Below are 24,647 nucleotides of genomic sequence, written 5' to 3'. Positions count from 1 at the left end.
AAATCGACTACCAGTCTAAATCTACACCTTCAGATAGATGTAGATCTTCTTCTAGTTCTGCTAATTCTGCATCTGAATCCAGTTTTTTGCCACCTTTTGTGAACACATGTAGTTCTGACTTAACTGATTCAGGGCGTTTAATTTTTTCGCTAATTTGTAGTGCCACATTGTCACGAGAACGACCCATTTTCGCTCTAAAGGTCGGCAGCTCTTCAATAAATACGGTGATATGTTCTGGCATTTCAACAGGGATAATATCACCAGCTTTAAGCTCCATAATCTGTTGTAGCGTTAGATCAACCTCAAGCAATTGAGTCGATAAATCGACCTCAACATCCATGATCTCATCACGTAATGCTTTACTCCAACGTAAGTCAGTGTCTTCGGTGTCTGATTGCACACCGGCATCGAGTAATTCACGGATTGGCTCAAGCATCGAATAAGGTAATGCGATATGGAAATCACCGCCACCACCATCTAGCTCAATATGGAAAGAGCTAATAACAACCACTTCAGTTGGACTTACGATGTTAGCCATCGCTGGGTTAACTTCTGAGTCAAGGTACTCAAAAGACACATCCATTACCGGCGCCCATGCTTCTTTATAATCTTCGAAGATAATTTTAAGCAGCATTTGAACAATACGGCGTTCTGTTGGGGTAAATTCACGGCCTTCTATTTTTGCATGATAGCGGCCATCACCACCAAAAAAGTTATCCACTAAAATGAATACTAATCGGGCTTCCATGGTAATTAGGCCGGTGCCCTTCAACGGACGAAAACGTACCATGTTCAAACTAGTTGGCACGAATAAGGTATGAATATATTCGCCAAATTTAATCATTTGTACGCCGTTAATCGACACCTCAGCGGTGCGGCGCATCATGTTAAATAGGCTAATTCGCATATGACGGGCAAAACGTTCATTCACGATCTCCAAGGTCGGCATACGACCCCGAACAATACGATCTTGTGATGAGAAGTCATACTGTAAGGTATTACTGTCTAAGTCATCACCTTCGTGAATATCTTCCTCTTCGACTTCATCAACGCCATGTAAGAGCGCATCAATTTCGTCTTGAGATAATAAATCGCTCACGCTGACCCCTTATTGCATCACAAAGCCGGTAAATAATACCCGCTCTATCACTTTGCTACCTTCAACATCACTTAATGCTGATTGTACTTTTTCAAGTGCAGCAACACGTACTGACTCTTTACCTTCACTAGTACCTAATTCATCTGCGGTCGTTGTTGAAAGAACGCCAAGTAAGGTACTTTCGATAAGTGGAATATGCTTTTTGGCAGTTTCTTCGTTCACTTCACCGCGAACAAGTAGCTGAACTTTTATTTGTACAATTCGGTCGCGACTAGCACCGGGTACATTAAATACAAATGGGCGTGGCATTGCGACATACAGAGCCGAACCAATCTGTGCAGAGCTAGATGGTGCAGCAGCCTCTGTCACTGTGGTTTCATCTGCTAGGCTTTCTTCAGGGGCATCATCACCCATAAATAAAAAGTAACCCGCAGCAGCACCAGCAATCAACACTACAGCTGCAATGATGATAATCAGCTTCTTTTTGCCTTTACCCGTATCTTCTATTTCTAAATTTGCTTCTTCGGCCATTGTCACTTCCCTCAAAGTTACAGCAAGCTGTTTATCGCGCTGTAACTATTTTATTTCTTATAATAGCAGGACTTATGCATAGTAATCTATTGATGATGAAGATTGTTGTCGAGAAGTTTCTGCGCTTTGTGCTGTTACTTCTGGCTGCTGCTCTTCAGCTTGTTGATTTCCAGCAAGCTGACCTTGCCCAGACTGCTCTTGTTGTTGCTCAGGGTTACCCTGCTGAATACTACTTTCACCAAGTTCAATACCTTGCTGTGCAAGCATTTCTCGTAAACGTGGCATTGATTGCTCTAAAGCTTCTTTAGCCTGCTGATTTTGAACAACAAAATTAATTTGAGCTTGCTCCGCATCGCTACGTATACGAATTTGCATACTGCCCATTTCTGGCGGATCTAAGCGAATTTCAGCTTCTTTATTATTAATATTTAGTAACGCGCTAACTCGCTCTTGAAGCATCTTTGCAGCATCACTTTTTATGATATTAATCGCTTGCATTACACCAGGGTCAACACTTATCGATTTAGATTGAGCCTGTGTTTGCGCAGTTGTTTGTGTATGCATTGTTTGTACGTCTAGTGCTTGCTCATATTGCTGATGAGCCATCTCATAGGCACCTGGTTGTGTTGTTGCATTTGCTTGAGTCGTTAGCTGAGTAAATAATTGAGTTACCCGCGAGCTAACAGTTTCTTGTGTACGTTCTGTATTAATTTTTGTATCAAGCTCTGTGGTAACTTCTTCACTAGCAACTACTTTTGTCACATCGGCTGTAACTTGCGCGGTATTATTTTGTTTCGCTTTATTATTTTCAACATTAACTGTTGCTGCGGTTACTGGCATCGCAGTACTGGCTGTTGCAGGGGCATTAATAGCCTCTGTCAGCACAGTTTGAGCTGCAGCTAACTTTTCGTACTGAGCAGTGCCCGGCGTTAACGTTTGCAGCTGAGTGTTCACTTTGTTTAACAGTGCTTGCTGCTCATCCTTAGTCAGCGCCATGATTTGCTTTTCGACGCCTGTAGGTAATTTGTTATCGAGAGCCTTATTGTCAGCTAATTTAGTATCTTGTTTTGCCTGGCTTTCTTCAGCAATGTCTTGCTCTACAGCAAGTTGTGATACAGGACTCTGTGCAGTTTGCGTTGAAGGCTTACTACGCATCACATCAGTCAATAGCGACTTGATTGTTGCCACCTCATCAGCACCAAGCTTATTATCAGCTTTAAGTTGATTTATTTGTTGCTCAAGTTGCTTTTGTTGCTCAGAGGTTAGCGATAAACCTTTAGCGAACTCACTTACAGCCTGCCCATCGCCACTTTGTACTTTGGCCAGCAAGCTAACGATTGACTTATCTGTTACTGGTTTATCTAAAACTGGTTTTTCTGTTACGGCTTGATCAATTTTGGCAGCTGCGTCAGCTGGTTTATCTGCCATTTTTGCCGTGCCAGCTTCAATGTTTTTAGCAATGCTTTGCTCAGCACTGAAATTTGCTGCCGTTTTGTCAGTGTAGCTTTGTGTTTGTTTTGAATTAACTTCAGCTGTTTTTGTATCTACTTGAGCATCGCTATTTAAATCTGCAACCACCTTATTTAAAACAGTTTTACTTGTCTCATTTGCCCCAAGTTCTTTGCCTTCAGATGTTTTTGTAGCGTCTGAATTCACAGCCTGTTTCTGAGCGCTATTTAACAGAGCGTCTACATCAACTGTGGCTTCTTTGTTGTCAGTTGCTTGTGTTGAACTGGCAAAGTTAGCTACTTGAGGCTTTGTATCAGGTGTATTAACAGCTGAAACACCCTGCTTTTCTTTGTCTGTTAATGGACCATCAACAATCGGAGTCACGCTATCTTTTGGTGGTAAATCGCCAATCGCTTTTAGCTGGCTATCTACCGCTGTCGCAACTTTAGACTTATGTAATAAGCTTGCTATTGAACTGTCGCCTTCAGCGTCGGCTTTTGAATCATCGGTTTGTGCAACGTCTGTCATCGGTGAAGGTATAACAGGTGTAATGGTATCGATTGGGGTTGGTTTTTTATCAACAACTACTGGGCTAAAGTCATTATTTTCAATCAATTTATTAACACGTGTACTCATAGCTTGAGCTGCATTAATTTGCGAAAGCAGTGAGTTTTCTTCATCTTCTACAAGTGCAAGTTCATCGCTTGGCTCTTTAGTTACAGCTTCATTACGAATATCTGGGCTTGTTTTAGATTGCTGCTGTGTAGACGTGGTAGCAGTTGCAACTTTAGCATCAGCAGTTGTGTTTTCATCACCTAATTTGGCATCTGATTTAGGCTCTTCAGAAATACTGATAGCTTTAGTTTCATCAACAGAATGAGTATCTGCATCACTTTTTGTTTGAGGGGTGGTATTTGCTTGCGCGTTTGCCGCTTCACTTGCTTCTGTAAGTGAAGTTAAAAAACTTAAGCCCGATGCTTTGTCGCTAGACTCTGAGTCTTTGCCTGAAAAACCAGTACCTTGCTCAGTTTTAACCTGCAAATTGATATCACTGATCGCCATAATTCACCTAAAACTAAAGAGGCAATTTGCCGCCGCAAGTGCCAAAATTAATGCTACTGGTTAGGTAAATGCAATTAACATGCCTAAAAAAGATAGTATTTTAGAGAAGTGCGTTTTTAAGTTGACGTTGATAAAACTGATTTGAAGCGAACTCATCCAGCATTTTTTGCTCCGCTTTAGCTACTTGCATCGCTTGTTTTTCAGCTTGCTTTTCGATTAATTTCGCCACTGCTTTTGCTTTCACTTGCTGTTTTAACCACAATGCTTTGCGCTGCGTAACAACTTGTTTTGCAGTATTCACTGTGCTTGCTTGCTGGCGTATCGCTTCTTCAATTTTTGCGATAAAGGCATGATATTGACTAAACCCAGCACTAGACAAACCAGAGCGACCTTTCAAATGCAACTGCTGAGAATACTCCATGCGAAAGTTATTCAGCCCTTGCAGTTTTTGTTGATTACTTTGTAAGTGCTGCTGGGCTTTTAAATAATCCATGCGTAAAGATTCTTCTTTATCGCTCTCAAGCTTTAACAATAAATCAAGTTTACTTTGAGCCATTAACCTTGTCCTAATAACTGCGCAAGACCTTGTAGACCATCATCATAACTGATCACATCTTTCATGCCTTGCTGAAGGAATTGATTCACACGTGGCATCATATTAATTGCTTGGTCAAGCATAGGGTCGGTGCCTTTTTGGTACGCACCTAGTGTGATCATATCTTTGTTCTGTTGATACATTGAATACACTTGTTTTAGCACACGAGCTTGTTGCATATGTGCTTCAGATACAACCTGTGGCATAACACGAGAAATCGATTTTTCAATATCAATAGCCGGATAATGACCACTGTCAGCTAAATCTCGAGATAAAACAATGTGGCCATCTAATATAGCACGAGCAGAGTCAGCAATTGGATCTTGCATATCATCCCCTTCACTAAGCACAGTGAAAAACGCGGTGATTGAACCTTGCCCTTCACCACCATTACCGGCACGTTCCACCAGCGCAGGCAGTTTAGCAAATACTGAAGGCGGATACCCCTTAGTCGCAGGAGGCTCGCCAACTGCTAAGGCAATTTCACGTTGCGCCATGGCATAACGGGTAACGGAGTCAAGTAATAACAATACGTTAAGACCTTGATCGCGAAAGTATTCCGCAATGGTCACTGCACTTTCACAGCCTTTTAAACGCATTAATGGTGAAGCATCCGCAGGAGCTGCGACCACCACTGAGCGCTTACGCCCTTCAACACCTAAAATTTCTTCAATGAACTCTTTTACCTCACGACCACGTTCACCCACAAGACCTACCACAATTACATCTGCTTCAGAGCCGCGAGTCATCATACCCAGTAATACTGATTTACCGACACCAGAGCCTGCAAACAGACCCATACGCTGGCCTTGACCTACGGTAATAACGGAGTTGATGGCTCGTACACCTACATCCATAGGCTGACTAATTGGTCGTCTTGCAAGAGGGTTAATTGAGTTTTGCGCAAACTTTAAGTGATGCTCAGCATTAATGGCACCTAAGCCATCAAGTGGCCGACCAAGGCCATCCACTACACGGCCAAGTAAACTCATGCCGACAGGCAACCCAGTTTCATTTAGCTTTGGGATAACTCGGGCACCAGGCAGTACGCCAGAGATGTGATCATTTGGCATCAAGTAAAGTGTTTGGTCATTAAAACCAACGACTTCAGCATCAACAAAGCCGTTAATGGTTTCAATTTTACATTGACTGCCAACAGGTGCTCTAAGCCCTTTTGCTTCTAGCGTTAAACCAACGACACGCGTCAGAATACCGGCAACAGCTGGTTTTGGGGCCTTGATATTTTTTTCATAGCGCTGTAAGCGTTCGCTTAGAGTCATTGATTGAACACTCATAATGAGCCTAAAAAGTATTAGATACCACTGCTATGCAAAAAGTTTTCCAACGTTTCTTTGACGCGGGTTTTTATTGTCATGTCGAGGGATGATTGCGGGGTTTTAATTTCGCAGCCACCACGTTCTAAAGTCGGTTCTGCAACTAACTGCCAATGGTTATCTGCGATAGCTTGTTCGCCATAACTTTCGGTAATTAAAGTAATATCATCAGGATGTAAGTGAATACGTACTTTAGCTTGCTCTTCACCTAACGCATCAATAGCTTGCTTCAAAGCATGTAAAATGACTTCAGGTGAGGTTTTAATTTCTTGGTAAACTAAAACTTCAGTTAACATCACAGCTAACTGCACTAACTGCTTTTCGGCACTTTCATCGACTTTAGATAATGGTTGAGAAAGGCTATCAAGTAAGCTTCTTAAGTTGGTCAGCTGCTCTTCTAAAATTGGCTTTATTTCTTCTTGGCCTTGCTCCTTACCAAGCTCAACACCTTCTTTAAAGCCAGCTTCTTTTCCCTCATGTGCGCCTTTTTCAAAACCATCTATATAGCCTTGCTCATGGCCTTGCTTTAGTCCTTCTTCGTAGGCATCTTGACGGATCTTTTCAAGCTCAGCCATTGTTAGCGACGGAATTTCAGGCTCTTCTGGCTGCTCTTCGGCCTGCTGCTTTTGCTGCTCTTTACGATATAAGTCAGCTAAAGGCGTGCCATACGCCGTTGAGCGTCCAGCGAGTTTTGTTGTATCTTGCGTCACTTCAGGAATTGGCCAGTTTTCCAATAATTCATCAGCAGCTTCACTGGCATGTACTGGGCGTCCTGTATGAAATGAAGACTTACTCATGGCTTACAGGAACTCCTCACCACCACCGCCACCAAGCATAATTTCACCTGAGTCAGCTAAACGACGTGCCGTAGAAAGAATCTCTTTCTGTGCCGCTTCTACTTCACTAATACGAACAGGGCCCATTGCCTCAAGATCATCAGCGAGTAATTCAGCAGCACGTTTTGACATATTGCCCAAAATCTTCTCTTTTAATGCTTCGTCAGTACCTTTAATAGCTTTCATTAATACATCTTGCTGTACTTCACGTAGAATCGCTTGAATACCACGGTCTTCAACATCCATTAAGTTCTCAAAGACAAACATAAGGTCTTGGATTTGCTGTGACATCTCTTCATCGTGTTCACGGATTGAATCCATTAACTGACCTTCAACATTGGTATCTAGGTAGTTCATGATATCAGCAGCCGCTTTCAAGCCACCCATTTTCGCAGCTTGCGCACCAGCTTGACCTGCGAACTGTTTCTCCATAATTTCATTCAACTCTTGCAATGCTGCTGGTTGAACTTCTTCAAGGTTAGCAATACGCATGGTTAAATCTAAGCGCACTTTTTCTGGGAATTGCGACAAGATTTCCGCTGATTGCTCTGGCTCTAAATACGATAAAACAATGGTTTGAATTTGCGGATGCTCGTTGCGAATAATATTCGCCACTTGCTTTGAGTCCATCCACTTCAATGAATCAAGACCTTTCGCCCCTGAGCCCATAACAATTTGGTCAATAAGGCTGGCTGCCTTGTCTTCACCAAGCGCTGCTGTAAGGGCTTTTTTGATAAAGTCTTCAGACTGGAAGCCAATGGTACTGAAGCTTTGAATTTGCTCAATAAACAAATTATGGACTGCGCTAATTTTCGCTTGCGATAAATCATCTAGCGCAGCCATTGCCATACCCACTTTTTGCACTTGCTTTGGCTCTAAGTGCTTAAGGATTTGCGCAGCATCTTCTTCTGATAAGCTCAGCAATAAGATTGCCGCCTTATCAACACCGTCTAATTTATCAACATCAAACGCCGGTGGTAGTTGTTTTTGTTCTTGATCAGTCATCTTCTGTTAACCACGCTTTCACTACTTGAGAAGACAGTTCTGGTTCATTTGCAACCAATGCACGAACTGCTTTGAGTAAATCTTCATCGCCATGTAAGTCTGGCAGCTGTAGTGTACCATCACTTGAGAATCCTACAGCAGCAGAGTCAAAGTCTTTATTTAGCATATCTAGCGTGCTATCACCAATATCTACACCTGCACTTAATGCATCTTCATCGTATTCTTCTAGTGTATCGTCTGGGTAAATTAGACGTTTCAGCATAGGTCTTACTACAAAGACAATCAGTACGATGATAACCAGTGCACCTAATGCTAAGCGTAGCATCTTCATGAACCAATCTTGCTCCCAAAGTGGAACTTCAATCGCTTCACCAGCATCTTCACGAACAAATGGCACTGTAACAACCTCAAGCGCATCACCACGCTGCATATCAAAACCAACACCGCCTTGTAATAAACGACGAATATTTGACAATGCTTCTACAGAGCGAGGAACCATGGTTGTTTCACCATTTTCACCCACCTGCGGTACATAATCAACGGCAACTGAAACACTGATACGACGAATAACACCGGTTTGCTGACGCTTATGCGAAATTGTTGTATCAAGCTCATAGTTACGTGTTGCTTCTTTATGCGAACGACTTGGGTTCGTTGCTGAGCCTGCTCCACCTTGGCCTGCAATTTCTGGAATATTAGAGTTAACTGGCGGCTGATTCGTTAGCGCACCAGGAATGCCCACTGCAAGACCACCGATGTTGTTTTCTTCGAACGTGGTTTCACTGCGCACAGCAGGTAAGTCTGGGTTATAACGTTTTTGTGTTTCTTCGACTGCACTAAAGTCCATGTTTAAATCGACTTGCGCGGTATAGTTACCTAATCCTACAACTGGAATAAGGATGCTATCGATTTTATTTAAGTACTCTTCTTCACGCTTACGTTCAATCTCATACTCTTTACGAGAGCGAGCAGCAAGTGAGTTTTGTGAACCTGAATTAAGTAAGCGACCATTTTGATCGGTAACAGTAACACGCTCTGGCGATAACCCTTGGACTGCTGAGGCAACAATATCAACTACTGAGTCAACTTCTTCACCGTCAAGTGTACGACCGCGTTTTAAGGTAAGCACTACCGTCGCTGAAGGTTGTTTTTCACGACGGGCAAATACGTTTTCTTTTGGAATAGCTAAAAGTACTTTGGCGCGAGTAACATTTTTTAGCTCTTCGATGGTACGTGCAAGCTGTTGCTCACGACCATGTTTTAAACGTTCACGTTCAAGGCGCTGGCTAACACCAAACCCCATGTCTTGCATGATGATGTCAGTACCTGAGCTTGGCGCTTGCTCTAGGCCTTCACGAGCCATCAATAATTTAATGTTTTGGTATTCACCTTCTTCAACAGAGATGACGTTACCATCAAGTTCGTAATCAATCTTTTGAGCGTCTAAAAAGTCCAGCGTTTGAATAAGCTCTTCCGTTGGCATTTTGCCAAGCGGACGCATATCTGGTTGACGAGCCCAAATAATAATAAAAATTGCGATAGCCAAACAGATTGCCAAAGCGATCACTAAAGTAACCTGGCGTAAAACATCTACACCGTTTAAGGCACTTAGGTAGCCTGACTTTTGCTCTTGTTGATCATCAGTATCGGTTGAGTCGATACCGCCGCCTGCTAAGGCTAGATCAGTTGATTGATTAGATTGCGCCACAATAATTCTCCACTACCTAGTTACACAGGCATGTTCATGATTTCTTTATAAGCTTCAACAAGTTTATTTCGAACTTGCACCGTAGCTTCAAAAGCGACTGATGATTTTTGCGAAGCAATCATTACGTCTGCTAAAGAAACACTGCGGTCGCCCATTTCCATTGCTGTTACTTTTTGCTTAGCGTCTTGTTGTAAGCCATTCACTGTATCAAGTGCATTGGTAAGTAAATCACCAAACTGTGCCGACGATGTTGGCTGAGTTTGTGTTGGTAAATTATTAATTGAGTTACTACGGCCTACTTCTGAAGCCATAGCTTGCATTTCTTGAAATAATGCGCTGTTTTGAACTTTCATAATACTCTCTGACAATGCAGTTTACTTATGCACTGATAAAGCACAAACCGTGCCACAAAATAAAACCAACAAATTCAATAGTTTGAATCATTAATTTTGCATGTCAGAGTTTTGACAGCAAACAAGCTCACAAAAATGTGAGCTTGTTTGAGTAACTTTTTGGAAGGAGTTTATGCAGGTAAGGCTATACCCAAGTCTCGCATTTGCGCCAGTTTATAACGTAACGTGCGCGGACTAATACCTAAGGTTTCTGCAACCTCTTTGCGCTTACCATTACAGCGCGCTAAGGTTTCTAAAATAATACGATGCTCTTTGTCTTTCAGCTCGTCTTTGTAATTACCTTGCTCACTCACTTGTGGCACGGTATCTAAAATAACTTCAACAGGCTGTTCTTGATATACCGGTGCGTTGTGTGGCGGCGTAGCGACTGGCTTGATATCAACCGTAAGCAACTCTTCAATAAAGATATCATCTTGATGAATACTATTCCCATCGCATAATATCAACGCCCGTTGCATAACGTTATCAAGCTCTCGTACATTACCTGGCCAAGCATGCGATAGCAGCTTTTGTTTCGCACCCTCACTTAATTGAGCTATAGGCTCTTTACTTTTCAGGCAATGACGCTCTATTAAATGCTCAGCCAATACAATAATGTCGCCAGGACGCTCGGCTAATGGTTTCCACATTAACGGGAATACATTTAAGCGATAATATAAATCTTCTCTAAATAGATTTTCGCTCACCGCTTCTTTCAAATCTCGGTTACTTGTAGCTAGAACGCGAACATCAAGCTCTATGGTTTTACGACCGCCTAAGCGCTCTACTTCGCGCTCTTGAAGTACACGCAGTAATTTAGCTTGTAAGCCTAAATCCATCTCAGTAATTTCATCAAGTAAGATGGTACCACCTTGAGCTTGCTCAAATTTACCCGGACAGGCTTGAATCGCGCCGGTAAACGCCCCTTTTTCGTAACCGAATAAGGTTGCTTCAAGCATGTTTTCAGGAATAGCAGCGCAGTTAATAGCCACAAAGGGGGCATCGCTACGATTTGATTTATCGTGGATAAAACGAGCCAACACTTCTTTACCCGAGCCACTTGGGCCGAGTACCATGACACTGGCATCTGAACGGGCAACTTTGCTCGCAAGCTCCAATAGCTTAATACTTGATGGATCGGCAACGATTGGGCCATCGGTTTCTTTTTCCTTTTCAGGCAAATAACGACTCACCATGTTAAGAAGAACTTCTGGAGCAAACGGCTTTGCCATGTAATCAATCGCGCCTAAACGCATTGCTTCTACAGCATCATCAATAGTGGCATAGGCCGTCATCATTAATACCGGCAGCTCAGGATAATTAAGTTTAATGCTACGTAGTAGGTCAAGGCCGCTCATAGCGCCCATTTGCACATCACTAACAACCAATGAATAGCTATTTTGCTTAAGCAAGATCATCGCTTGTTCAGCGCTATCTGCAGCAACGCAATCAATACCCGACATTTCAAGGGTATCAATCAGTGCTTCTCGTAAGCCTGCGTCGTCTTCAACGACTAAAATAGAGTTAGTATTCATTTTGCCTCCGCTGACATTGGTTCTGCACTAATTGGCAAGATCAAACTAAAACATGCTCCCCCATGAGCATTATTAGTCACTTCAACCCGTCCTTGGTGCGCATTGGCGACTGAACTTACAACAGCAAGTCCAAGCCCCGTGCCTTGGCTTTTGGTAGTGTAAAAAGGTTCGAATAATTTGTTGGCATGACGTAAATCAACACCTGGGCCATTATCACTGACACTGATACGAACACAGTTTTCGCTAGTTTCGTCACGTTCGGCACTCAGGGTTACCACAGCCTCAGAGCCAATAATTTGAATACTATTGTGGATCAGGTTTTGAATAGCACTCGCCAGAGCCGTTTTATTACCCATAATTTCAATATCAGGTTCTGGTAAGTTCACGCTAAGTTCACTGTTATTTTGTGCAACCATAGCATCAGCACCGGCTTTTACTTCATTAAGTAACTGTTGCATTGAAACGCTTTCGACCACTTGTTGCTCACCACTTTTGGCAAATAACAGCATATCGTTCACTTGGGTTTCTAAATCTTTTAAACGCGACATTAGCTTCGTATGAAAGTTGCCACGCGAGCTTTCTGGCAATCGCTTTGAACCTAAATTTGCGGCATACAGCATGGCCGCTGATAACGGTGTTCTGACCTGATGAGCAAGCGAAGCAACCATTTTGCCAAGCGCACTTAAGCGCTGCATATGTGCAACTCGCTTTTGTAATCGTCTGGTTTCAGTTAAATCTGTCATTAAAATTAACTGTCCTGGCTCTGGAGCAAGCGCAGTAATATCAAGCTTAATTAAACGGCCATCCTTAAGTGATACTTCATGTCCATCGTCTTGCTGTGGTCGAAATGAGCGTTGAATTACGCTAAACCACTTTTCACCTTCAAGGGGCTCACCTAGCATATCAATGGCAATTTGATTGGCTTTTGCGATCATGCCTCGGCCATCTAAAACCACCACACCCGCAGGCATGGTATCAACCAAATGACCTAACCAACTGGCTTGTTGGCGCAGCTCACTCAATTCACCAACATACTCTTCTTGTTGTAAGCATGGGTTATATTGTTTGGCTGTGATAAATTGTGGTTTTAGGACATTTGCTAAGGCCATAATCGATACTCAAAAAATCGTGTCTACCTAGCTAAATGCACAATCCGTACCAAATTTATTTTTGTTTTATTTCAATAAATTAAAGACCAAATAACACTGACAAAAAAATGACAAACGCGAGGGAATAATGCAAAAAAAACACCATTGCCGTTGCCCATGGCTCGATACCAGCAAAGAAGATTATGTGGCCTATCACGACCAAGAATGGGGGGTGCCATTGTATGATGATCACCGCTTATTTGAGTTTATAACCTTAGAGTCAGCACAAGCGGGACTGAGCTGGTATACCATACTTAAAAAGCGTGATGGCTATCGCAGTGCCTTCAAAAACTTTGTTGTCGAAGAGGTTGCCAAAATGACCGAAGACGACGTCGAAAGGTTAATGCAGTTTGAAGGTATTATTCGTAATCGCGCTAAAATCGCCGCCACTATCAATAACGCGCAACGGTTTATTGAGATTCAAAAAGAGTTTGGCAGTTTCTCAAATTACCAATGGCAGTTTGTTGGTGGCAAACCATTGGTAAACGATCTTGATAAATTAGAGGATTACCCGGCTATTACTGAAGCCTCTACAGCATTCGCCAAAGATTTAAAAAAGCGCGGTTTTAAGTTTTTAGGCCCTACTACGGTGTATGCCCACATGCAGGCCTGTGGCATGGTAAATGACCATAGCAATGATTGCTTTAGAAAAGCTGAGATTATTGATAGTTATTAGGTGATAAGGGCTAAGCTTGGCTTTTATCTTCTCGGTGCATCACGCAACGACCGGTGGTAAAAAGCTAATTAAGTAACTTATTCACAAAGAGGCTAAGAGACGCTGCGCTTATGAGGTAAAAATAAAGGTGTTAAATTTTAGGCTCTAGGCTACTAGATGTAGCGCGCAGCACCTCGATTACCTTGATGGTAAATGTATTAAGAGCCTGATTCACAAATAGGTTAAAGGAATATTGCGCTTGAAATATTAAAAGAAAGGGCTTGGTTTCTCATTTGTTCCTCATTGTTTTCTCTTTGTGTAAAAAGCTTTTAGTGATTTATTACCACAGCACACCCCGAATAAAAGACAGTGAGCGTGCCTACAAGCTTAGCGCCTATAAATAATGACAAAGCCCACTCTATAGGTTTAATAACCATAGTACTTAGTTAATTTTTGCCTAAAACCTACTACCTGCCGACTAAAACCTGCTCTTAGTCGCGCGTTAGGTTGTATTTCTTCATTTTTTCGACCAGTGTGGTGCGCCTAACACCTAAAATTTCTGCTGCACGTGCAACAACGTAATCATAGCGCTCTAATGCTTGGCTGATTAAGCTGATTTCTAGCTCAGCAAGATACTCTTTGAGCTCAATGCCTTCATCTGGTAGTAAACCTGAGTCAACCGTTGTTGCTGGTACATCAGGTTCTTCATCATCATAATCACTAAAGCCAGTACTGAAAATATCGTTGAAAGCATCTCGCTCCATCAACTCTTCTGGGTACTCAGGCTCGTAAGCCTCAACTTCAATATAACGATATTTAGCTGGAAGGTCTGGCACATCAACCACTTTATCTGGAAACATGATCACCATGCGCTCAACTAAGTTAGCAAGCTCACGAATATTCCCCGGCCACGCATGTTCTTTTAAGCTTTGAATCGCACGCTCAGTGAATTTGGCAGTTGTGCCACTTTGCTCGTTCACACGACGCATTAACTCTTTTAAAAGCAGAGGAATGTCGTCAGCACGCTCACTAAGCGAAGGATTTTCAATTGGAAACACGTTTAAACGATAAAAAAGGTCTTCTCGGAAGTCGCCCTTTTCAATCATTTCTTCAAGGTTGCGGTGAGTCGCTGCAATAATGCGTACATCAGCTTGAATAGGCTTAGTACCCCCTACTCGCTCATAGCTACGCTCTTGCAACACACGCAGTAGTTTAACCTGCATTTGCAAAGGCATATCACCTATTTCATCTAGAAACAGCGTGCCGCCTTGCGCTAATTCAAAGCGCCCTTTGCGTGCAGAAATAGCGCCCGTAAAGGCCCCCTTTTCATGGCCAAATAGCTCACTTTCAAGTAGTTCACCAGGAATAGCACCACAGTTTACTGGCACAAATGGCCCGGTATTGCGTTTAGAAAGTAAATGAACGTTACGTGCAACAACTTCTTTACCTGTGCCTGACTCACCTAAGATCAGCACATTGGCATCGGTTTTTGCTACTTGCTCAATTAAAAAGCGCACATCTTTTACAGCTTCGGTTTCACCTACTAAACCATCAAATGATTTGTTAGATTTAGCTTGTTTATGGTCACCCGGTAGCATGCGCTGATATTGCTGACAATCATGCAATAGCTGAGTAGTTACGTCATGGTTAAACGGCTCACAAATTAAACCAACTACATTAGCAATGCTTAGCAGCGGTTTGAGTGTTTCACCAATTAATAAAAACGGAATGGCAGGAAACTGTTTGATCACAGCCTCGTGATTTAGCTGCTGTAAAGCACCAAGAATGACCATGCATTCTTGCTGTTGATGTTTTTCACAAAAAGACTGTAATGAAGTCTCATCAACTAATTGTGCAGTTTCACCAATGAAGGTAAGTGCTGCATGTAAACCTATCGCACGATTATTATTATTGTCTAAAATTAAGATCATTATTTGCGAACCACAGTTACCACGAGGTTAGTTAATTTCTAAATTGTAAGCGAGTTTAGGAGGGATGCAAGCGCTAAGCGGCAATTTATTGACATCAACGCCAAAAAATAGTCACTTAGCACTAAAATTTAATACTAAAGAATTAAAGTAAACCTAATATAGATTCGGCTGAACGATTTGCCTGACCACGTAAGGCAATCGATGCTTGCGATAAAATATCATTAGCTACTTGATCAGACACAGCTTTTGCATAGTCAGTATCTTCTATTCGGCTTTGGCTCGCAGCAATGTTCTCTCGCTGGTTGCCTAAACCTTTTATCGTACTCGCCAAGGTGTTTTGAAAAGCGCCTAGCTCAGCTCTTTGCGTGTTAATTTCCTCAGCTGCTTGGTCGCTAATATCAATGGCAGCTTGCGCCCCTGCTTGGGTTGAAATATCGATTCCTGCAATAACTGAAGCAATACTACCATCAGATGGCGTAACTGATTGAGTGGTGTTGGCATCAGGACCAACTTGAAACGACACTTGCTCACCATCAAATAAAGGTTTACCACCGAATGTCGCATTTTCGAATGTTTCTGAAATTTGCGTTTGCAATTGCGACACTTCTTCTTGTAATGCTGCTCTGTCATTATCTGTGAGCGCACCATTACCCGCTTGAATAGATAGCTCTCGAATGCGAGAAACAGCATCATTCACGCCAGATAGATTTGACTCTGTTACTTGCGAGTAAGAAATACCATCGTACGCATTGTTAATTGCTTGACTGTAGCCATCTTGTTGCGATGTTAGTCTATCGATAATTTGCAATGCAGCGGCATCATCTGCTGCTGAATTTACTTTTTTACCTGATGCTAGTTGCTCAGCAAGCTTATTACTCGTTTGCTGAATTTGGTTAAGGTAGGAATTTGAGTTATCAATTTTCATGTCTAACTCCAAAAATTATAGTCATTTTGAAGTATAGACTATTTATACAGCAGTCCAACCACCATCTAAAAATAAACTTTGCCCTGTCATATAATTTGAAAGCTCAGAGCTTAGATATGCAATAGCACCTTTAATATCTTCTTCTTTTGCCATCCTTCCCATTGGAACATTAGCATTGTATTTCTCTAAAAAGCTCTCAGGCTGACCTCTTTCAATACCACCTAAAACAATATTGTTAACTCTAACTGCAGGTGCTACATTCGCTGACATCCAGCGCGTCAATTGCATTAAACCAGCTTTACTTGCAGCATATGCTGCAGGATTCCCCATTTCTGTACCTTCGTAAAGTTCCATTTTCGGTCCTACCACCCCATAGATAGAGGAAATATTTATAATACTCTTTGGGCCATGAGTTTGATTCTTCATCAACTCATAAGCTTGTTGACTTAACAAAAATGGAGCAGATAAATTAACGCCTAAACAATCATTAAATGTAGTGATAGATTGTTCCTCAAAAGGTACACACCAACCATCCAATCTATCGGTACCAACGAAGGCTGCATTATTTATTAAACCATTAAGTATACCACCAGTGATTTTCGACACCTCATCCATCATATGACGGATTTGATTTTGGTCAGCTAGATCAACTTGTAATATAAATAAGCGACCTGTAGCAAAAGTTTTGTTAAACTCATGTTCAACTAATTCATTTAAGGAAGTTATATCGCGATCTGCTAAAATAACATTTCCACCTAACTCCAAAATAGTTTCTGCCGAAGCTCTACCTACATGCCCCGCACCACCAGTAATTAGTGTCCAAGTTTTATGCAAATCTAACAACTGTGAAATAGCTCTCATATTTGTTCCTGCTTTTTTAGCAATAATTCTGCAAAATCAAAGTCCAATTGTTCATCTATGTCAATACTGCTCGCTCGAGGAACAACGACACCCAGCGTTTTACCTGAAAGGACTCCATTTGCTGATGATATAAACCTAGCTGTCGTCAAATAACCCACGGTTGTAATATCATAGACTTTCGGTACATCTTGCCTGCGGTGAAACTTTCCTGCATCACAAACCAAGTTAACAATTCCACTATTATCAGCATTTACCATGTTAAAATAAGGGTTTCTTGCAGATTCTGTGATGCACAACGCAAGATCACTAGAAGAATCTTTGAACTCTTCTATTAATTTATTAATATCTGGTAAACTTCTTAGAGGAGACGTACATGGTAAACTTAACAATAGATCATCATCATGCATGCCAAAGTTTGCCTTCAAATATTTAATGGCATGTTGCCATGCATCCCATTCGTTAGCACAATCACTTGCTAATTCAGCAGGCCTGATTATAACTTCAGCACCATATTCACGTGCAATTTCAGCAATTTCCGTACCATCTGTAGAAACAAAAATATCGTGTACTGTTGGTATCTTTTTTGCCAAGTCAATACTATATGCAAGTAATGGTTTACCATTCATGTGCTTGATATTTTTTCCCTTTATGCCTTTTGATCCCTCTCTAGCAAATGTTATTGCAAAGATTCTAGCCACCGATCTGTATTCCCTCTTTTTCAACCTGTTCAATCAATTCCATAACTCTTATACCTTGTTTTAAGGTACCTGAATCACATTTTGAGTTAACAACTCTGTCAATAAAATCTTTTAGCATACGCAAATATGGCTGATCAGTGGAATCAAAAGTAGATATTGTCTCCTCAACTCCTGCCTGAAAAACAATGATCTGCTGGGCTATCAAATCCCATACTAACTCCCCCTCAGTTCCACTTACTTTCAAAACACGAAAAGGTTTTCTGGAAAGCATATCCATTTTGAGGTTTAAGCTAACCTTAGGGAATTGGCTTTCGATTGATGCCAAACTCAAAATTATTACTTCATTCTCACAATCCATCTCAAGATTAGAATGATTACGTTTAAGAACGCTCAAATCATCTAGCTTTAATCCAAATAAACCTACTAAATAATCTAGTTCATGACTAAGCTCTCTTAAGACACCACCGCCTAATTTTTTTTGTGCAGATACGCAAGTTTGGTACGGTTTATTGGGTCGCCAATCAGGTAAGTATTGCCCCACATCTACTGATAAGCGCCAAATAGTTCCTAGCCGCAATTCAGACAAAATTTTGCTAACCTTTAGATAACCTTCAGTGTATCTCAAATCATAGCCAATCAATGCTGGAACGGGGTTCAATTTATATGACTTCAATAGCTCTTTTGCTTCTTTTGAATTTAAACACACAGGTTTTTCAATAAAACAAGGAACACCTAGCTGAAAAAGCATACAGGCTTGTTTAAAGTGCTCTGAAGCTGGCGAACAAATTAGTGCCAGGTCAAATATGTGTTCTTCCAATGCCTGTTCAAAGCTTTGATAAACAAAAATAGGGACGCCGTATTCTTGTTCCAAATCCATTTCACTTTGACGAACTACTACCATGAGTTCAACATTAACTAGAGACATTAAATTTTTGATATGACGTTTTGCTATACCACCATATCCAGAGACTAAAACTTTCAAAATAATCCCTAGAAGTTATGTAAAAAATCAATTTGAGCTCGCTCAAAATCAGCCATTCGACCAATATCAAGCCAGTATTCATGTATAGGGAATAGTGCTACCTTTTCTCCCTTTTCTAAGTATTCATTAATAAGATCTGGCATATCCTTATAAGATCCTTTTTCTAACGAATTGACAACCTCTGGAGAGAGCACATATATCCCCGCGTTTACGAAGTACTTCTCAATAGGCTTTTCAATTATCTCTTTTACCTGATTATTTTCTACGTTAATAACACCATAAGGCACTTGATATTCATATTCTCGAACACACATAGTGATTTGAGCTTGTTCATTTAGGTGATAAGTTAGCAGTTCTTTGAAATCAACTTTAGTCAACAAATCACCATTCATTAGAATTAATGGATCCGTTTGTGTTGGCAACAAACTTAATGCACCTGCAGTACCTAATGGTTTAGATTCCTCAACGTAACCAATATCCACGCCAAACTTAAGACCATCCTGAAAATAATCTTTTATCTGGTCAGCTAAGTAGTGGACCGATACTTTAAATTCTTGGAAACCATAATTCACAAAACTTTCGATTATCGTTTCCAAAATAGGTTTTGAGCCAACTTTGAGCAGCGGCTTAGGACATTCTTCTGTTAGCGGCCGTAATCTAGTACCATAACCCCCTGCCATCAAAAACACTGTATTGCTTTGTGTTAAAGTGGTAATTGACTGAGAAATTTCAATATCGATCACCTTATTTTGTGAACTGATTATTGGAATATATAGTAACTTGTGGTGTTCGAATGCCTTTTTCCTAGACATTCTGCTGTCTTGTGGACTTATTGTGATAGGTGTTTCGCACATAAACTCAATAACTGGTGTACTTAACCCTTTACCGGAAACAATTGCACGACGGATATCACCATCAGTAATTACTCCCTTCAACTCTCCATGAGCATTCGTCAAGCAAACTAACTTAATAGACGATTCATTTAATGTTTTTATAGCATCTTGCATTGTTGCTGGAAGTGGTAAAATAGACTTGGTCCAACCATCATTCATAATTGATACCCCTTACTTTATTGCTGTAATACACCATTCTTTAGTGATTAATACTCCCTCCTCTTCGCGACTTATTGCACCATAACTCACATTAGAAAAAGGACTTAATAACACTTTTATATCATCTTCATGGGTAAATCGAGTTGGCCCTTTCCCTGCCATCGGACCTTCCTCGGGTAAATAACAATCTTTACTAATTAATTCACCAGAACCATCACCTATCGTTCCCTTAGCAAATGTACGAGAATATAACTTTCCGCCGGCTTTAAGTACTCGGTGCACTTCTTTGTATATTTGCTTAGACTCGATAAATGGGTTGTGTGTTACAGCTTCAATATCAATTACTGCATCAAAAAAATCAGATTCATACGGTAGGGATGAGAAATCACCAACTGTTATCTCTCCGGCCCACCCAGGAACCTCATTGTTGAGACGATTTTTAGATTGCTTTACAGCAGTTTCAGAGCCTTCTATTGCATATACGTAAAACCCTTCTCGGGCCAAAAACCATAAATTGGCACCAGGTCCGCTGCCAATTTCAAGTATTTTAACACTTCGCCTATCTTTTAAATTATAAAAATTGCGCGCTACAAAACGTATAACATCTTCTCCTGGATATTTACCCCACTCTTGAGAAGAAAACACTTGCTCCCAAACATTATTCCAAGCCATATATCACCTGTAAAAAATTACCCTGTTAACAGTTTTTACTTGCGCTTCATACTTCTCTTTTAGAACTCGATAGCTTTCACCATCAAATATCCAACTACTCACAAAAAAGTCCAAATGCTTATCTGTAAACCCAGATTTAAAAAAATAGAGAGAATCATTTTCGTTATCACTTAACCCGCCACCTAAATGCATGAATTTAGCTCCATTCTCCCGGCTCATTTGTGCCGAATAGTGCAAACACGCCTGAGTTGAAGCATATTTCATTCCACATTTACTGGATGCAGATAAATAATATTCTGAATAATTTCCACACTTGAGTATTACGCAGCCGCTTATCAGTTTACCGTCAAGGTACGCTAATATTAAAGATGCACTGCTAAGCTTTTCTAATTCCAAGAAATAATCTATGTCATAGCAGTATTCGCTGCTAGCATTTAGCTCTGCCATACGATTTGCATAAAGAGAAGCAAATTCTTGCCATTGCGCTGTGCTGTTAGCTTCATGAATAACAACACCTGACTTTTGCGCTTTCTTTACTGCGGTTCTGGCTCTAACTTTATAGCTTTGCAATAAATCAGGGTTCTCAAGGTCAATAAGAAGTGTAGACCTATCGCGCCAACTCCTGAGTGACGTTTTTGTATGGTTGTTTAAGATAGGAATATTTCTAATAAAACCACATAACACTCCTCGCTCTTTAAAGCTTAACCCACACTTACTTTGCAACTTTTCAAGCTCAGTCATCTCTTTAATGTTTGTTACTACCCCCCCATATCCTCTAGGGGTCTCAAAATCAATAATTCCATTATCACTGTAAGTCAAGTATCCAGCGACGTAGTAAAACTTACCTCCGCTTTCAACTAAATAATAAATTGCTTCTCGTTTGGGATTAAATAGTGTTTCTAGCTGGATATATTCAGGATCAATAGTTGGATACCTATATTCACCTGAAAGCCCCTCAAACCACTTTTTAGCGACATAAAAATTAACAAACATGCTCTGAGACGACCTCTAATAATTGATTAAACAAGCCAATATCATGCTCCGGCGCGAGAGGAATAAACAATAAATCATTAAATTGTTTCATCCCAACCCCTAAATAACTATCATTTAATGGCCAAAAGTGCGGTAGATATATACGTTGAGAGGCTAATTTCATGCGGACTGACGCTGCATTAAGAATTTTCACAGGATAAAAGCTAGGAAAAATGGAGCTTTGTTTAGTTTGCTCTAGAATAGTTTGAACCTTTGTAAATCTATGCTGCCTATCATTTAAACCTTTTAGACTTAAGCCCATACAATTGGAGATATTTGCAACATAACTTTTTGAAACAGTCTCAATTTCTCTTCCCCCATTAATCAGACTCTCACCTTCTGCTAGTAGACTTAAATATAGCTCCTCACTCTCAGAATTTTTTTGTTTTGAAGCTTGATAATGTGCCTTATGCTTTGCTCCCTCAAACTTGGGTTTACTAAACTCATTTACTGAGAATCGCGTATCACTATCAAAAGCCGGTAAAGCTCTTGTCGAAACTAATAAGCTCCCTTCTACAATTGGGAGAATTTTGCGAAAGCTAGTAAATCCTATCTGGTGGTTTGGTAATGAAGAAAATACAGGATCAATCCAAGGTAAAAAAACACAGTCATGAATAATAACTAAGTCTTCTGGTAAATCACTGGGAAGTTCTGTAACGAACCCAAAATAGTGCACCACATACAAAATATCGAAATTCTCCAAGGGCAAGTTTTGCCAATCGACTTTATATTCAGGTAAGATTGAATAAAACTCAATTGAAGCAGCAAACCGATTGCACTCATCAAAAACGATAGGGCACAAAAAATCTGGTAGTAAAATTTTTCTACCTTGTTCAAAACAGCTCAAAATACGCCTCAAAGAACTCCGTCCTGAAGCGAAAATCTCTGTATGCTGCTCAGGAATGCCTATTTCTCCCCCAAATATTTTCACTTTGAATCGTTCTCAGAGTGTTGGATAACATCATCAATTTTATAGTTATGTTTTGCTATCTTACCCACTAGATTTTTTACCAACATAGGGGATATACCACCAACTCCAGTACGCTTAGCGCTAAAATCTTCTAAGCTAAACTCTTGTCCAGCTATAATGGACCTAGACGCTACAAGGAATTTGCGTGCGATGTTTATGTTATTCACTTCGCTAGATGTAATTACTTTTTCAGGCTTTCCAATTGCCTTCTCGATATTTCGAATTTCCTTTACCATACTCCTTAACTCGCACGGTTCAATTGATGCAGAATGATCTGGCCCAGGTAACAAGCGTGATAATGTAAAATGCTTTTCTATAACACAAGCCCCAAGAGCGACAGCTGCTACTGACACTTCCGTGCCCAAAGTATGGTCAGAATAACCCACTTTACAACCAAGCTTATCTGCCATAGTTTTCATTGCTGCTAGATTAACATCATGATAAGGAGTTGGGTATTGAGTGTTACAATGCAACACTGTAATTTCTTTTATTTTATTATTAAATTTCAGAATCTTAACAGCATGACATATCTCATCCATTGTTGACATCCCAGTAGATAAAATAATATTAATTTCATGCTTAGCAGCTTCCGTCAATAAAAAATAATTCGTGATTTCCCCTGAAGGAATCTTTATTGTTTTAAGGCCAAGATCCAGTAAAAACCTCAAGCTTTCCAGATCAAAAGGTGTACTTAGGTATTGGCTTCCTTTAGATTCGGCATACTTTTTGAGCTCTCTATGCTGTTCAAAAGTTAACTCTAACTTCTTCACCATGTCTAACTGACTATCTCTACACCCAGTATTATTTTTCTGGTATTCAGCTTTTTCTGCATTTTTACAGATAACGGCTTCTGATTTAAAAGTTTGAAACTTAACAAAGTCAACTTTTGCTTCAACTGCAAGGTCAATCAATTGTTTAGCTAGCTCCAAGCTACCATTGTGATTTACACCTATCTCTGCAATTATTTTGACACTATTCATAAATCCTCAAGATCATAAAAACTTTTAATTTTCGGTAATGGGAACTTAAGTTTATTAATTATTTCAATTACTTTACCAACCGTTTTACCATCACCATATGGGTTACTGCCATTTCTTGCGATTAATTGATGCTGTGGAGTCAAAGCTTTAGCAACTGCGTCAACAATTTCTCTATAATATACATCACAATCTATAACGTTTACCCCTCTCAGCCTTCCATCCTGTCTTGAACCTATATTGACTGTAGCTTTTCCATAACATGGGGCTTCAACAAGTCCACTGGATGAATTACCAATAACAAGCTGACAATGCTTTAGAGCCGAAAGGTATCGCCTAAAGCCAAGCGATGGGACAAGCTTAACCCTATTAGCATTTTTTGATTCAAAATCTCTAAGTAGAGGTAATAAGCAATCACTTCCCTCATCCGTATTAGGATATGTCATCAAAACTTGATAATTATCATGATGTGTTAGTGCTTTTAGAACTTCTCGAAGTTGCTCAGCAGGATTTAAAGAACAATCTGAAGAAACAGGATGAAAAGTAAAGAGCATAAACTTTTCAGTTAATGAGTAACCTATACTTTTCGATAATTCTTCTCTATTGAGTAATGGTGTTTTAAAGAGGTGCTCTAACCCCGGTTCACCAACGTTAAAGACTCTTTCTGGACTCTCCCCTAGTTGAATGACTCTTTTCCGATGCCTTTCATGAGTCACAAAGTGGAGGTACGAAAGCTTTGTTAGTGCGTGCCTAACAATATCATCAACAACACCTGCTGTAATTTCACCACCAGAAAAGTGCGCTACAGGAATTGACATCAATGCCGCAGCAGATACTATTCCTAATAGCTCATATCTATCACCCATTACGATTACCAAATCTGGCTGCCTACGAGAAAATACATCAGTAAAGCTCATCATCCCTAAAGCTGATGATTTAGCTTTAGCAGCAGCACTGCTCCCAGCAATAATGATGTCAATTTTTTCTGCGATTGGTAAACCTTCAGACTCAATTTCATCGACTGTATAACCTTGTTCCGGTACCAGATGATTACCTGTAACGACAAGTTGAAATTCTACTGAATCACTTGATTCTAGCTCTTTTATGAGCCAATAAAACAGACCAAACTCAGCTCGTGAAGTCGTCACTAGCATAACTTTGGGTAGCGCCTGGATTTGTTTGTTCTCCATAAGGCTCA

General features: G+C 40.6%; 23 protein-coding genes. 1 reads left to right on the top strand and 22 read right to left on the bottom strand.

Annotation, left to right across the window (positions count from 1 at the left end):
- Positions 1-7: 7 nt before the first annotated feature.
- The 11 genes from fliM to NFU46_RS04890 form a co-directional block, all read right to left on the bottom strand.
- A complete protein-coding gene (gene fliM / locus NFU46_RS04940; RefSeq protein ID WP_251600250.1) occupies positions 8-1,099 on the bottom strand; it encodes a flagellar motor switch protein FliM in 1,092 nt (363 codons plus the stop codon).
- A 9-nt stretch (positions 1,100-1,108) separates the two neighbouring features.
- Positions 1,109-1,630: a flagellar basal body-associated protein FliL gene (gene fliL / locus NFU46_RS04935; RefSeq protein WP_054562177.1), complete on the bottom strand. Its 522-nt coding sequence runs from the start codon at positions 1,628-1,630 to the stop codon at positions 1,109-1,111.
- Between the two features lie 72 nt (positions 1,631-1,702).
- Positions 1,703-4,141, bottom strand: a complete 2,439-nt coding sequence (locus NFU46_RS04930; protein WP_251600246.1) for a flagellar hook-length control protein FliK — start codon at positions 4,139-4,141, stop codon at positions 1,703-1,705.
- Positions 4,142-4,241: 100 nt separating this feature from the next.
- Positions 4,242-4,697 (bottom strand): flagellar export protein FliJ, encoded by a 456-nt coding sequence (gene fliJ, locus NFU46_RS04925; protein WP_062566806.1) that lies wholly within the window; start codon positions 4,695-4,697, stop codon positions 4,242-4,244.
- Positions 4,697-6,031, bottom strand: a complete 1,335-nt coding sequence (gene fliI / locus NFU46_RS04920; RefSeq protein WP_062566805.1) for a flagellar protein export ATPase FliI — start codon at positions 6,029-6,031, stop codon at positions 4,697-4,699. The genes fliJ and fliI overlap by 1 nt, the downstream gene beginning before the upstream one ends.
- A gap of 17 nt (positions 6,032-6,048) precedes the next feature.
- Positions 6,049-6,867: a flagellar assembly protein FliH gene (gene fliH, locus NFU46_RS04915; protein WP_130166639.1), complete on the bottom strand. Its 819-nt coding sequence runs from the start codon at positions 6,865-6,867 to the stop codon at positions 6,049-6,051.
- 3 nt (positions 6,868-6,870) lie between these two features.
- Positions 6,871-7,911 (bottom strand): flagellar motor switch protein FliG, encoded by a 1,041-nt coding sequence (fliG, locus tag NFU46_RS04910; RefSeq protein WP_054553274.1) that lies wholly within the window; start codon positions 7,909-7,911, stop codon positions 6,871-6,873.
- A complete protein-coding gene (fliF, locus tag NFU46_RS04905; protein WP_054562182.1) occupies positions 7,904-9,619 on the bottom strand; it encodes a flagellar basal-body MS-ring/collar protein FliF in 1,716 nt (571 codons plus the stop codon). The genes fliG and fliF overlap by 8 nt, the downstream gene beginning before the upstream one ends.
- A gap of 20 nt (positions 9,620-9,639) precedes the next feature.
- Complete coding sequence (fliE, locus tag NFU46_RS04900) at positions 9,640-9,972, bottom strand: flagellar hook-basal body complex protein FliE (protein ID WP_054562183.1); 333 nt, start codon at positions 9,970-9,972, stop codon at positions 9,640-9,642.
- Positions 9,973-10,142: 170 nt separating this feature from the next.
- Complete coding sequence (locus tag NFU46_RS04895; RefSeq protein WP_251600229.1) at positions 10,143-11,546, bottom strand: sigma-54 dependent transcriptional regulator; 1,404 nt, start codon at positions 11,544-11,546, stop codon at positions 10,143-10,145.
- Positions 11,543-12,655: a PAS domain-containing sensor histidine kinase gene (locus tag NFU46_RS04890; protein ID WP_054562185.1), complete on the bottom strand. Its 1,113-nt coding sequence runs from the start codon at positions 12,653-12,655 to the stop codon at positions 11,543-11,545. Before NFU46_RS04890 ends, NFU46_RS04895 begins: the two co-directional genes overlap by 4 nt.
- 127 nt (positions 12,656-12,782) lie before the next feature.
- Between NFU46_RS04890 and NFU46_RS04885 the strand changes: the two genes are divergently transcribed.
- Entirely contained in the window at positions 12,783-13,370 is a 588-nt protein-coding gene (locus NFU46_RS04885; RefSeq protein WP_251600225.1) for a DNA-3-methyladenine glycosylase I, read from the top strand.
- Between the two features lie 470 nt (positions 13,371-13,840).
- On the opposite strand, the gene NFU46_RS04880 is transcribed toward NFU46_RS04885, so the two are convergent.
- The 11 genes from NFU46_RS04880 to neuC form a co-directional block, all read right to left on the bottom strand.
- Positions 13,841-15,280: a sigma-54 dependent transcriptional regulator gene (locus NFU46_RS04880; protein WP_055197959.1), complete on the bottom strand. Its 1,440-nt coding sequence runs from the start codon at positions 15,278-15,280 to the stop codon at positions 13,841-13,843.
- A gap of 142 nt (positions 15,281-15,422) precedes the next feature.
- Positions 15,423-16,205, bottom strand: a complete 783-nt coding sequence (locus NFU46_RS04875) for a flagellin (protein WP_251600222.1) — start codon at positions 16,203-16,205, stop codon at positions 15,423-15,425.
- A gap of 42 nt (positions 16,206-16,247) precedes the next feature.
- The gene (locus NFU46_RS04870) at positions 16,248-17,066 is read right to left on the bottom strand and encodes an SDR family oxidoreductase (protein ID WP_251600220.1); all 819 of its coding nucleotides are present in this window, start codon (positions 17,064-17,066) and stop codon (positions 16,248-16,250) included.
- Positions 17,063-17,764, bottom strand: coding sequence for a cytidylyltransferase domain-containing protein (locus NFU46_RS04865; protein WP_251600217.1), 702 nt, complete (start codon positions 17,762-17,764; stop codon positions 17,063-17,065). Before NFU46_RS04865 ends, NFU46_RS04870 begins: the two co-directional genes overlap by 4 nt.
- Positions 17,757-18,746: a Gfo/Idh/MocA family protein gene (locus NFU46_RS04860; protein ID WP_251600214.1), complete on the bottom strand. Its 990-nt coding sequence runs from the start codon at positions 18,744-18,746 to the stop codon at positions 17,757-17,759. Before NFU46_RS04860 ends, NFU46_RS04865 begins: the two co-directional genes overlap by 8 nt.
- A gap of 8 nt (positions 18,747-18,754) precedes the next feature.
- Positions 18,755-19,798, bottom strand: coding sequence for a nucleotidyltransferase family protein (locus NFU46_RS04855; RefSeq protein WP_251600211.1), 1,044 nt, complete (start codon positions 19,796-19,798; stop codon positions 18,755-18,757).
- A 12-nt stretch (positions 19,799-19,810) separates the two neighbouring features.
- The gene (locus NFU46_RS04850; protein ID WP_251600208.1) at positions 19,811-20,470 is read right to left on the bottom strand and encodes a class I SAM-dependent methyltransferase; all 660 of its coding nucleotides are present in this window, start codon (positions 20,468-20,470) and stop codon (positions 19,811-19,813) included.
- 3 nt (positions 20,471-20,473) lie between these two features.
- Positions 20,474-21,463: a GNAT family N-acetyltransferase gene (locus tag NFU46_RS04845; RefSeq protein ID WP_251600205.1), complete on the bottom strand. Its 990-nt coding sequence runs from the start codon at positions 21,461-21,463 to the stop codon at positions 20,474-20,476.
- The gene (locus NFU46_RS04840; protein WP_251600202.1) at positions 21,453-22,433 is read right to left on the bottom strand and encodes a hypothetical protein; all 981 of its coding nucleotides are present in this window, start codon (positions 22,431-22,433) and stop codon (positions 21,453-21,455) included. The genes NFU46_RS04845 and NFU46_RS04840 overlap by 11 nt, the downstream gene beginning before the upstream one ends.
- Positions 22,430-23,452, bottom strand: a complete 1,023-nt coding sequence (neuB, locus tag NFU46_RS04835; protein WP_251600199.1) for an N-acetylneuraminate synthase — start codon at positions 23,450-23,452, stop codon at positions 22,430-22,432. Before neuB ends, NFU46_RS04840 begins: the two co-directional genes overlap by 4 nt.
- Positions 23,449-24,639 (bottom strand): UDP-N-acetylglucosamine 2-epimerase, encoded by a 1,191-nt coding sequence (neuC, locus tag NFU46_RS04830; protein ID WP_251600196.1) that lies wholly within the window; start codon positions 24,637-24,639, stop codon positions 23,449-23,451. Before neuC ends, neuB begins: the two co-directional genes overlap by 4 nt.
- Positions 24,640-24,647 lie beyond the last annotated feature (8 nt).

Source organism: Pseudoalteromonas sp. NCCP-2140, from assembly GCF_023708065.1.
Classification (GTDB): domain Bacteria; phylum Pseudomonadota; class Gammaproteobacteria; order Enterobacterales; family Alteromonadaceae; genus Pseudoalteromonas.
This window is presented reverse-complemented; position numbering and strand designations above follow the sequence as displayed.